We start from the raw sequence: 11,792 nt of genomic DNA, 5'->3' as shown, positions 1-11,792 counted from the left end.
TTCCTTCAAATTTTTTAAAGGTAAAGTATCAATGACAATACCAGTAAAAGAGATCAGTGAAAATCAACTGACTTGTGCAAAGTGTAGTGCAGCTTGTTGCAAATTAGAGGTGATGTTGATCACGGACACGGGTGTACCAGAGCAATATATAGAGCGTGACCAGTGGGGTGGAGAAACCATGAAACGATTGGATGACGGCTGGTGTATTTGTGTCGATAGAGAAACAAAACTATGCACTATTTACGAAAATAGACCTTGGGTATGTCGGATCTTTGAGATGGGGTCTTATGAATGCAGCGAAGAGTTCATCGCTGCAAAATAATGCCTGTATTCAAGGTTTGACTGTTAGTTAAACCTGTTTATTTTCGTTGTTATTTTTCTGAGAGTGTTTTCAAATACAAACAGGTATCCAATAGACGATTAGCAAAACCCCATTCATTATCACACCACACTAATAACTTCACTAAGTTCCCGTCACTAACTCGTGTTTGTGTACCATCTATGATACAAGAGCGTGGGTCATGGTTAAAATCGACAGAAACCAATGGCGCTTCTGTATAACCTAAAATTCCCTTAAGCTCTCCTTGTGCTGTCACTTTTAGGCAATCGTTAATATCATTAATAGAAACATTTGTATCAACGGTGACACTTAAGTCCATTGCAGTAACGTTAATAGTAGGGACACGTACGGCAATGGCTTCAAATTTATTGGCAAATTTGGGTAGTATTCTTTCGATGCCGGCAGCTAATTTAGTATCTACTGGAATAATTGATTGGCTTGCAGCACGGGTGCGACGAAGGTCGTTATGGTAAGAGTCAATAACAGGCTGATCATTCATTGCCGAATGAATTGTAGTGACTGTGCCACATTTAATATTAAAAGCTGCATCCAAACTCGCAATCACAGGCACAATACAATTTGTAGTGCATGATGCGCCTGAAATATAAGTTTCCTCACCTGTTAATTGCTGGTGGTTGATACCGTAAACAACCGTCGCATCAACATCGTGATCCGCAGGGTGTGAAAAAATAACGCGCTTTGCACCCGCTGATAAATGCGCCTCGGCATCTGCTTTACTACCAAAAATACCAGTACAATCAATCACGATATCAATGTCTAATGCGTCCCAAGGTAAAGCTTGAATATCTTCATAGGCTAATAGGGCAATTGTATGGTTCTCAATCGTTAATTGATTATCGCGTTGCTCAACGTGGAATGGGAAGCGGCCATGCGTTGAATCATATTGAGTAAGGTGACAAATAGCCTCTGCTTTAGCGAGTTCGTTAATGGCGACTATTTCAATTTGTGTTTGCTGGTTTGCTTCGAATATAGCGCGTACTAAACTGCGACCAATACGTCCATATCCATTAATTGCAATGCGAAGAGACATCAATAATTCCATAATAATAAGAGTAAATTTGTACCGATTACACTGAGTTATTTAAAAGCAAATCAGTTGACTTTATTTGATACAAATAAGAGAGGCGGTATTGTAAATCAAAATAACCTTAATCGCTGATAAAAACCAATAGATTACATAAAAATGACTCTGTTTTTGAGGATTTCATAAATTTTTAACAAAAAACATCAAATAACAAACCTGAAATGTCATTTTTAATTTGCTAATATACTTTTAAAATTAAATACACAAACAGAGTATGTTGCTCTAAATGAGGATGAATGAGTCTTAAAAAGGATAAGTACAGTATCGACAATACCGATTACACGGTAGGTCAAGATAACGTTCAAAAATGGGGGTTTGATGTTCATAACCCTGTATTTGGAACAAGTGCAGGGTTAGTAGCTGCTTTCTTACTAGCCATTATGTTAATTGACCCGGAAGTGTCTAAAGCGACTTTAGATGGCTTGAAATGGAATATCATCGGTAGTTTTGATGGACTGTTTATGTGGTCTGCAAATATTTTTGTGATTTTTTGTATTGCATTAATTGTAACCCCTTTTGGTAAAATTCGTATTGGTGGACATGATGCAAAAAGCGATTATTCAACACTGTCATGGATAGCAATGTTATTTGCTGCTGGGATGGGGATTGGTTTGATGTTTTGGGGGGTAGCGGAGCCCGCTGCTTACTTTACCGGTTGGTATGAAACACCATTAAATGTCACACCCAATACACCTGAAGCGGCAAAATTAGCGCTTGGTGCAACCATGTTCCATTGGGGATTACACCCATGGGCAATTTACGGGGTTGTTGCATTATCTTTATCATTCTTTGCTTATAACAAAGGATTACCACTTTCAATGCGATCTGTTTTTTACCCAATCTTAGGTGATCGTACTTGGGGTTGGGCTGGTCACATCATTGATATCCTTGCGGTTATTGCTACTCTGTTCGGTTTAGCTACATCATTAGGCTTGGGGGCACAACAGGCTGCGAGTGGTCTACATCATGTATTCGGTATCAGTGCGGGTATCACCACACAAGTTACTGTGATCGTAGGCGTGACTATGTTAGCAGTAATTTCAGTTATTCGTGGTATTGATGGCGGTGTAAAACTAATCAGTAACATTAATATGTTATTAGCATTAGCATTAGTTGTCTTCGTTGCTTTAGTGACGTTTGCTGTTTCAATGGGCACTATTCCAACAACGGTAATGGGCTACATTGAAAACCTAATTCCATTAAGTAATCCGCATGGTCGTGAAGATGAAGCTTGGATGCATGGTTGGACTGTGTTCTACTGGGCATGGTGGATTTCATGGTCCCCATTTGTTGGTATGTTTATTGCGCGTATCTCTAAAGGCCGTACAGTACGTGAATTTTTAACTGCAGTGTTGATTATACCTACTTTGGTAACGATCATTTGGATGTCTGTATTTGGTGGCGTTGCGATTGAACAAATCATGAATAATGTTGGTGAATTAGGCGCTAATGGTTTAACTGAAGTACCGCTGGCAATGTTCCAAATGTTTGATGAATTACCAATGGGTAATATTTTGTCGATATTAGCCGTAGTATTAGTATTAGTATTCTTTATTACTTCTTCTGATTCTGGTTCATTAGTTATTGATAGTATTACCGCAGGCGGTAAAGTTGATGCACCTGTTCCTCAACGTGTTTTTTGGGCAAGCATTGAAGGTGCTATCGCAATTGCACTGTTATGGGTTGGTGGTACAAATGCGATACAAGCATTACAAGCCGGTACTATTTCAACTGCGTTACCGTTTACATTTATCTTGTTGATCATGTGTATCAGCTTGGTAATGGGAATGAAAACAGAAGAAAAACGCTAAACTAATCTCTATTCACCGTTAACCATCAGGTGCGGCGAATAAGTAAAAACAAAAAAGCCGATTAATGTATATTAATCGGCTTTTTTATTGTTAGCTCTAATCTCATTTCTAGAGATAACTTACAGCCATAACTCTTGAATAGGCATTTCAGGGTCATAGTGGTAGCTTACTTGAGCTTGAAATAATTCAGCAGTTGCAATAGCATCGGTCAGCGCATCATGAGGCTGATAACTTGGTAAGTTATAACGCCAACGAGTATTTCCCAAACGAATTGATTTTGGTTTCTTTTTTTTCCACCAATTTAGTAGTCCAGCGCTTTGTTGGCGTTGGATATTCGCTTCTATTTGCATCGTGTCAATAAGCGGAAAAACCACACCTTCTTTAATCATTGATCGAAGATTTCGATCTAAAAAGTCACGCTCAATATTACGGTAATGTACTACCACAACCTTTCCTGCTAGCTCATCGAGTAAGGGCGCTAATACTCCTAATAAATCAGGCGCACCTTGCAGGTCGGAATGTGTTATACCATGAATAATGATCGACTCTTCTTGTAGCTTATCCTCGGGCTTGATGTACCATTTCTTGGCGCGATTACAAAAAATACGCTGTAAATTAAAAGGGATCAAACCAATACTAATAATGCTGTTTTGTCTAGCATCCAACCCAGTGGTTTCAAAGTCTAGTGCGACAAACTCTATGTCTTTTAATTTTGTATCATTAGGGTAAGTCCCTTGATCATAGAATTTTTTTAGACGAGTATCCTTACAAAGTTGAGATTGCATCTGCAAAAATGCACTCCAATTTAAGATCTCTTTATGAATAGGTCCTGGCATAGTGACTCCCTAAAACTTATTCGCGGTATAACGGAATTTTAAGAAATTTTGAGCATTACTTAAGACGAGAAATGCATCTTTTAAATTGCGTCGTTCTAAGTCCGACATATTCTCAGGTTCAATATTGTTATCTGGTTCAAGACCCATCTCCACATCAGATGCTTGATGGCGTAGCCTCACTAAGGATATTAACTCCATGGCATGACGCAAATCAGCGCCTTTAGAGTGCGGTAAAATACCAGATTCAATGATATCTTCTAAGCGCTGAAAGGAGTTTTGCGAAGAAGAGCCAATTGCTAATGCATGGACGCGAATTAGGTCCGCAAGTGGTGCAGTTCCACGACGTTTTAAGTTAATAGAGTTTTTGTGTTGACCATCGCTTTCCATGACAAAGTCTCTAAAGAATCCCAGCGGTGGTTTTCTGTTTAACGCATTTCTCGCTAGGCATGCTAGAAAGCGGTTATTCTTTTTCGCTCGACGGAGAATAAATGCATTCAGTTGCTCAGCCCATTTGATACGACCATAAACGCCATTTAAATCAAAGAAAATATTACAATTTAGTAAAGCTTGCGGGTTGGGGTTATCTATCCAATCAGAGAAACAAGCCTCCCATTGTGATTGAGTTTTTCTATACTCTGGGTTTGTCGCCATAATATCGCCAGTACAGTAACTATAACCACAAGCAGCTAACCCATCACATACATATTCAGCTAGCGCTTTAAAGTAATCACCGTGTAATGCTTCATCGTAACTATTATCAAGAATTAAGGCATTATCTTGATCTGTTACCAATAACTGTTCGTCACGAGCCATTGAGCCTAATGCTAAAAAACAGTAAGGAATAGGTGGAGGACCAAATTTTTCTTCTGCAAGTGTTAATAAACGTTGCTTAAAGCTACGACCAATTTCAGACATTGCACGGCCGACCATATGCGAGTTAGCATCCTCATTTACCATGCGCATAAAACAATCTTTCAATTGTTCGGATAGTTGAGCCAGATCCTCAGGAGTTTGCTGTTGAAAAATACTGCTGACAAATAATAAGCTATTTTGAGATTCGTAACGCACAATATCTGACACTTCAATTAGGCCAATAGGGGATTTGTTCTTTAAAATAGGCAAGTGATGTACATTGTAACGAAGCATTAATAGCATAGCTTCAAAGATATAAGCATTATGATCTAATGAGATCAATTCAGTAGACATAATTTCTGAGACGGAATTCTCAACACTTAACCCTGTGGCGATCACCTTGGCACAGAGGTCATGTTCAGTGATCAGACCGACAAATTGTTCAGAAGGGTCATCTTCTCCATCAATAGCGGTAATTAAAGCCGCAGATTGATATTCTTGTGCCATGATTTGTGCCACTGCTTGGATGCTCGTATCACTTGGTAACATCAAAGGCTCACGCGTGATCAATGTTTTCACCTTTGAAGTGGTTAAATCATTATTGTTGTCAGTGGTGCTCTCGAAGGCATGCTTCAATCGTGCGCTATCTTCTGCTTCAACAAAGTCAGCAAAATACTCAAAGCGATCACATAGACTGTAAAAAATTTCACCTGGGATACAATAGAGCAAGGTATCTTTAACGGCTTTGGCTGGAAACCTTACTTTATTATTAGTTAATAAACCCATTTGGCCAAAGGTGTGGCCCTGATCAAGCTTATTATAAAGGTTGCCATTTCGACGGTATATCTCAACAACACCGCTGCGTATCATATATAATTCATTGATATCATCTTTAAATTCAATGACGTTCGCATCAGCGCGATGGTAAGATATTTCAATACTTTGTGCGACTTCGATAATAGCTTCTTCTGGAAGTTGATCAAAAGGGGCGTACTGACTGATAAAATCTTTAATTTCTAGTAATTCAACTTCCATAATGAGCTCGATTTAAAGTAAATAGATAGAGAAATATTTTACACCACTAGAGTAAACGATGTTAGTGATGTATAACAAAAGCAATAAAATTTGCTATTCATGTAATAAAAATGATTGAGTGTAAACAATAGTTTATAAAAGGGAATAATAATGAGTGAAGACAATGCACGTCGCCCACTAAAAGTCCGGGAATTAACCATAATAAATAACATTGCCAGTTACTTAGCGCAGAAAAATATTACCCCTAATCAAATTTCAATCACCAGTGTATTATTTGCATTGTTAGCTGCTATTTGTTTGATAGCCGTTGGATTGGACGCCAATATCTGGTTTTGTTGGTTAGCTGCGTTATTCATTCAATGCCGATTATTATGTAATTTATTTGATGGAATGGTGGCAATGGAAGGCGGCAAGTCAACCGCTTCTGGGGAGCTATTTAATGATATTCCTGACCGCATCGCTGACCCATTGATTTTAGTGAGTGCTGGGTATGCGATTACTTTTTGTCCTTGGGCCGTTGAACTGGGCTGGTTGGCTGGTTTGCTTGCGGTGAAAACTGCTTATGTACGTGTACTGGCGTCATCAATAGGTGCGCCTACTTTATTTAAAGGGCCGATGGCAAAACAACATCGTATGGCAATTATGACTGGCGCATTAGTTATTATGCCACTTGAATACATGTTATTTAATACACAAGGTTATAGTTTATTATTTGCTCTTATGGTGATTTTTTTTGGATGTTTATTAACGCTTTATAATCGTTCACGAGCTGCTTATGTTTATTTAGAAACACCACAAGATAAGGAGACTAAATAATGTGGAACGTACCATTACATTCTTTTTATATGATGATGTTTGTTGTATTTTTGTTAGTGGTTGGTTCACTTGTTTGTTACCGCCTAACGTTAAAAAATCCAGATCGTGATTACACAGAATTAAAGCAACGTATTCAATCATGGTGGTGGATGATTGCGATTATTTTCGGGATTTTACTAGCGCCCACACCGGTCGGGATCTCTTTCTTTGCGTTGTTAAGTTTTTTAGCCTTGAAAGAGTTTTTTTCAATAATGCCTACACGCCAGGCGGATAGACGGGTTTTGTTATGGGCATACCTTGCTATTCCGCTGCAATATTATTGGGTTGCCTCGGAATGGTATGGCATGTTCTTGATATTCATCCCTATATATGTATTTTTGTTTTTACCGATGCGTGCCGTATTTATTGGTGAAACGAAAGGCTTCATTCGCTCACTAGGCACCATTCATTGGGCGGTCATGTTGTGTGTATTGTGTGTTAGTCATCTCGCTTATTTATTGAAATTACCAGTGCTTAATGAACAAGGCGGTGCATTAGGCTTAGTGTTATTTATTATTTTTATTACGCAGTTTAATGATGTTTGCCAGTATATTTGGGGTAAAACATTAGGTAAGCATAAAATTATCCCTAAGGTCAGTCCTAAGAAAACTTGGGAAGGCTTCATTGGAGGCGTGTTCACCGTTACCCTTATTTCAGGTGGATTGGCACCTTACTTAACGCCATTAACAACAGGACAGGGTTTAGTCGCAGGTTGCTTAATTGCAATTAGTGGTTTTATTGGTGATGTGGTTATTTCTTCCGTAAAACGTGATTTAGCGATCAAAGACAGTGGGACGCTTATTCCCGGTCACGGTGGGTTATTAGATAGAATAGATAGTCTGATTTATACTGCGCCACTGTTTTTCCACTTTGTCTATTACTTACACTACTAGATTCATGATAGAGGTTGTGATGCATCGTTTTTTGAAAGTATTATTTTTTGCCATTTTTATTAAACCTTTAGTTTTATTGGGCTTGGGGTTAAATGTTTTTTTTAAAAAAAGGTTGCCGACAGAAGGTCCGGCGATAGTTGTAGCAAATCATAATAGTCATTTGGATACCATGGTGTTAATGAGTCTATACCCATTACGTCAAATTCATAAAGTAAGGCCAGTTGCCGCGGCAGATTATTTTTTATCGAATAAATGCCTTGCTTGGTTTTCGTTGAATATTATCGGTATTATTCCTATTAAGCGCCAACATATCAGAGACAAAGAGGCACTTTTTCAAGCTTGTCATGCAGCACTGGACAATGATGATATATTATTAATTTTTCCAGAAGGGTCACGCGGTAAACCAGAGCAATTGAGTGAATTAAAACGTGGAATACACCATATTATTAGACAAAGAAAAGCATTAGCTGTGGTGCCCGTGATGTTACATGGCTTAGGACGAGCTTTACCAAAAGGTGAAGCGGTTTTTGTGCCTTATAATTGTGATGTGGTGATTGGTGAAAAGATAGAATTTAACGAGGATGCGCGATGTTACATTGAAGCAGTATCAGCGTCATTTAATGAACTGCTCGCTTTATGCATGACCAGAAAAACAGTGGTTGTAGATGAATAATAAGTGTTTTGGTCGCTTTTCATTAGACTATTGAAAGCAATTCACAAACATTCTAAGCTCTTGGTTTTTTATACCAATCTAATATAAATAAGGTAATACATAAAAGATGGGAATGTCGACGAGACTAGACTTGTTTATAGACGTAGCTCAACAAGGTTCATTTGCAAAAGCCGCAGGTATTCGTAATATTGACCGTTCTGCATTATCAAAACAGATCAAAATACTAGAAGATGAATTAGGCGTACGTTTATTAAATCGTTCAACGAGGGCAATATCATTAACTGATGCGGGTAAAGAAATATTAACCCAGGCTGAATCAGTACGAGAAATATTGGCCAATACACGACGCCTAGCAGAGTCTTTTCAATCTCAGCCAAAAGGGTTATTAAGAGTGACTAGTCCAAGCTTATTTGGGCGGCTCTATATTGAAAAAGCGGCTTTTCAATTTATGGAAAAGTACCCCGATGTTCATATTAAATTGGTTTTTGATGATACTCGTAGTGATATTATTGGTGAGCGTTTCGATATTGCTTTTCGTATTGGCCCAGCACGAGATTCGAACTTAATTGCTCGTAAACTTGGCGATGCTAAGGTTGCCATTTTGGCCTCTGAGAGCTTTATTAAAAAATATGGGGATCCTAAAACACCTGAAGAGCTCATTAAATTACCTTCTGTTGTTTATAATAATACCGAGCAAAAATTTAACAAAATATTGATCTCTGAAGCACCCGGCAGCGATATTATGAAAAGCTATAATATACAAGGGCAACTTGAGGTGAATGAGTTAAGCTCAGTATTAGAGGCGGTTAAAGCTGGTTTAGGTTTTTCTCAGCGAGGGATATTTACATTAGATAGAAATATTAAAGAGATGGGACTTGTTCCCTTGCTAACAAATTATAAATTATCACATCGTGACTGGGGGATTTCTGCGCTCTATCCTCATCGAAACCAAACACCATTAGTGAAATTATTTATCGATGCAGTGCAAGAGTTAATAGGAAAGCCACCGATCTGGGATAGTTATATCGATGGCTTTGAAGATATGTACCAATAAAACCTTTGTATGTTTTATTGTAAATAACATTGAAGTCGACTATCAGGAGGGTAGCCTCCTGAATCTAGTGCTTCTATTTCTTGTTATCGTATGTAGAGAAGTGGTAATCAACATTGATGATAGCACGGTAAGCTACTTCACCACGTTTTTTAGCAACTTCTTCGATCATAACTTCAGAATCATCAATGTTAAGATCTTTAACTTGGTTTTGAGTAATGATTGCTAATTTATGTTTTAAAGCAGAGTTTGATAAATCATTTAAGCTGTCAATGTAATCAAATCCTGCGTCATAAGCAGCGGTTTTATCAGCGAAATATTCAGTATTAAAGTTTTTGTCTGAATGAATGATTTGAGTGCCTGCAAATGCGCTTGTGCTGATTAATAAAGTTGCTGCTAAAGTTGTTAATGTTTTCATGATAGTACCTATATAATATTTTTTAATACTGTTTGGTAGAGTGAATAACATTCTTGTCTTGGCCTCATTGCCCCACTCGATGAATCTATTATGCAATCTATTTATGTGATCGTCATCACACTTATCTTCCATTCATTATGGACTTTTTGGCAACAATAAGGGGTTGAAAACCTATCGGCAGGTGTACGGCTTGGTGTGTATATTATGAGGATTGGAGATCTAACGTAGAAAAAGTAGAAGAAAGGGAAAGAAAACCTTTTCCTTTAATAGCTTAATTTTAAATTATAGCGTCATTGCCGCTATCCAACCAAAAGCAATCAACGGAATGTTGTAATGGAAAAAGGTTGGTATAACGGTATCTCTAATATGGTCATGTTGACCGTCGGAATTTAAACCTGATGTTGGTCCCAAGGTTGAATCTGAAGCAGGTGACCCAGCATCACCTAAGGCTGCAGCAGTCCCTACCAAGGCTACAATCGCCATTGGTGAAAAGCCAAAGGCGACAGACAAAGGCACGTAAATAGTCGCGATAATTGGAATTGTTGAAAAAGATGAGCCAATCCCCATCGTAACTAATAAACCAATAACTAACATTAGTAATGCTGCTAATGGTTTATTATCACCGATTGAAGATGATAACCCTTGTACTAAAGTATCAACGCTTCCAGTAGCCTTCATTACAGCAGCAAAACCCGCAGCGGTAATCATAATAAAGCCAATCATCGCCATCATATGTACTCCTTTAGTGAATACATCATGCGTTTCTTTCCAAGCGATAACACCACCCAATGTGAAGATAGTGAAACCAGCCAGCGAGCCAATGATCATGGAGCCTGTGATGATTTGAACTGTTAACGTCGCAATGATTGCTATAAATGCCACAATAATATGAGCAGTATTCAATTTTTTAAACTCGTTGGTTGCTTGTTGCTTTTCTTCATATACGCGAGGTTTACGGTAGCTGATGAATACAGCAGTTAACAAGCCGATAACCATACCAAGCGCCGGTAATAACATTGCTGTTGGTACTTGGCTAGCAACTATATCTAAGCCATTGTCATGTAAGTTTTTCAGTAGAATTTCGTTTAAGAAAATACCACCAAAACCAACAGGCAGCACCATATAAGGTGTCACTAGACCAAAAGTTAAAATACAAGCTGTTAAACGTCTATCAACACGCAATTTATTAAAAACCCCAAGTAGCGGTGGAATTAAAATAGGGATAAAGGCGATATGAACTGGAATAATGTTTTGCGAAGAGATAGTCATTAATAAAACAATGGTAAACACGACGTACTTGATCATGACCGAAGTAGTATGTGTTGGTGTAGTCGATTGTGTATTAAGTCGTTTAATAATTGCTTGTGATAATAAGTCAGTAATACCAGATTTAGAAATGGCAACAGCAAATGCACCAAGCATTGCATAACTTAATGCAATAGTAGCACCGCCGCCTAGACCACCTTCAAAAGCTGAGATAGTGTCTTGCACAGATAGTCCAGCAGTTAAGCCGCCTACTAATGCACTGAGGGTTAAAGCGATAACAACGTTGACTCGCATCATTGATAATATCAGCATGATACAAACTGCGAGTAAAACCGGGTTAAACATATGTCTTCCTTGTGAATACAATTGGGTGAAAGGGTAAAAATCGCAGGCATTCTACTAGATAGGTTGTACTTTTGCAGAAAAAACTACAAATAAATTTAAAGCCTCAGGTTTTACCTGATTTTAGTAGTGATTTTGGGTATATATTAGGTGATTCTAGATGATTATAGTGATTCTAGGATATATATGGTTAATTCTTGATTCTTAATAATTCTTAATAATTCTAGGACACCCATAAGTTTTCTTTTTAAATAATTCTAGGACATATATGGTCACTCTTTGTCAATCAAGATTAGATTGATTTTATTTCGTTTT

At 38.0% G+C, this 11,792-nt stretch carries 11 protein-coding genes; 6 read left to right on the top strand and 5 right to left on the bottom strand.

The annotated features are described in order from the left end of the window. Positions 1 to 31: 31 nt before the first annotated feature. The gene (locus tag V6256_RS04615) at positions 32 to 322 is read left to right on the top strand and encodes a YkgJ family cysteine cluster protein (protein WP_341596901.1); all 291 of its coding nucleotides are present in this window, start codon (positions 32 to 34) and stop codon (positions 320 to 322) included. Between the two features lie 49 nt (positions 323 to 371). Here V6256_RS04615 and epd read toward each other — a convergent pair whose 3' ends face one another. Next, positions 372 to 1,391 carry an erythrose-4-phosphate dehydrogenase gene (epd, locus tag V6256_RS04610; RefSeq protein WP_341596900.1) on the bottom strand — a complete coding sequence of 340 codons (1,020 nt, stop codon included), beginning with the start codon at positions 1,389 to 1,391 and terminating at the stop codon, positions 372 to 374. A gap of 290 nt (positions 1,392 to 1,681) precedes the next feature. Between epd and V6256_RS04605 the strand changes: the two genes are divergently transcribed. Next, positions 1,682 to 3,256 carry a BCCT family transporter gene (locus tag V6256_RS04605; protein WP_341596899.1) on the top strand — a complete coding sequence of 525 codons (1,575 nt, stop codon included), beginning with the start codon at positions 1,682 to 1,684 and terminating at the stop codon, positions 3,254 to 3,256. 119 nt (positions 3,257 to 3,375) lie between these two features. Here V6256_RS04605 and V6256_RS04600 read toward each other — a convergent pair whose 3' ends face one another. Continuing rightward, positions 3,376 to 4,092, bottom strand: coding sequence for a 3'-5' exonuclease (locus V6256_RS04600; protein ID WP_341596898.1), 717 nt, complete (start codon positions 4,090 to 4,092; stop codon positions 3,376 to 3,378). Positions 4,093 to 4,101: 9 nt separating this feature from the next. Continuing rightward, on the bottom strand, positions 4,102 to 5,979 hold the full coding sequence (locus V6256_RS04595) for a DUF294 nucleotidyltransferase-like domain-containing protein (RefSeq protein ID WP_341596897.1): 1,878 nt from the start codon (positions 5,977 to 5,979) through the stop codon (positions 4,102 to 4,104). Between the two features lie 150 nt (positions 5,980 to 6,129). Between V6256_RS04595 and V6256_RS04590 the strand changes: the two genes are divergently transcribed. The 4 genes from V6256_RS04590 to V6256_RS04575 all read left to right on the top strand — a co-directional run bounded on the left by V6256_RS04590 (position 6,130) and on the right by V6256_RS04575 (position 9,454). After that, positions 6,130 to 6,795 carry a CDP-alcohol phosphatidyltransferase family protein gene (locus V6256_RS04590; RefSeq protein WP_341596896.1) on the top strand — a complete coding sequence of 222 codons (666 nt, stop codon included), beginning with the start codon at positions 6,130 to 6,132 and terminating at the stop codon, positions 6,793 to 6,795. Next, positions 6,795 to 7,727, top strand: coding sequence for a phosphatidate cytidylyltransferase (locus tag V6256_RS04585; RefSeq protein ID WP_341596895.1), 933 nt, complete (start codon positions 6,795 to 6,797; stop codon positions 7,725 to 7,727). The genes V6256_RS04590 and V6256_RS04585 overlap by 1 nt, the downstream gene beginning before the upstream one ends. Before the next feature lie 19 nt (positions 7,728 to 7,746). Continuing rightward, the gene (locus V6256_RS04580) at positions 7,747 to 8,400 is read left to right on the top strand and encodes a lysophospholipid acyltransferase family protein (protein ID WP_341596894.1); all 654 of its coding nucleotides are present in this window, start codon (positions 7,747 to 7,749) and stop codon (positions 8,398 to 8,400) included. Positions 8,401 to 8,512: 112 nt separating this feature from the next. Continuing rightward, positions 8,513 to 9,454, top strand: a complete 942-nt coding sequence (locus V6256_RS04575; RefSeq protein ID WP_341596893.1) for a LysR family transcriptional regulator — start codon at positions 8,513 to 8,515, stop codon at positions 9,452 to 9,454. A gap of 73 nt (positions 9,455 to 9,527) precedes the next feature. On the opposite strand, the gene V6256_RS04570 is transcribed toward V6256_RS04575, so the two are convergent. Beyond that, complete coding sequence (locus V6256_RS04570) at positions 9,528 to 9,869, bottom strand: DUF3316 domain-containing protein (protein ID WP_341596892.1); 342 nt, start codon at positions 9,867 to 9,869, stop codon at positions 9,528 to 9,530. Positions 9,870 to 10,151: 282 nt separating this feature from the next. Then, the gene (locus tag V6256_RS04565) at positions 10,152 to 11,480 is read right to left on the bottom strand and encodes a Na+/H+ antiporter family protein (RefSeq protein WP_341596891.1); all 1,329 of its coding nucleotides are present in this window, start codon (positions 11,478 to 11,480) and stop codon (positions 10,152 to 10,154) included. Positions 11,481 to 11,792: the final 312 nt, after the last annotated feature.

This window comes from Psychromonas aquatilis, assembly GCF_038155185.1.
Taxonomy (GTDB): Bacteria; Pseudomonadota; Gammaproteobacteria; order Enterobacterales; family Psychromonadaceae; genus Psychromonas; species Psychromonas aquatilis.
The sequence above is the reverse complement of the archived record's forward strand: the minus strand, read 5'-3'. Positions and strand labels throughout refer to the sequence as shown.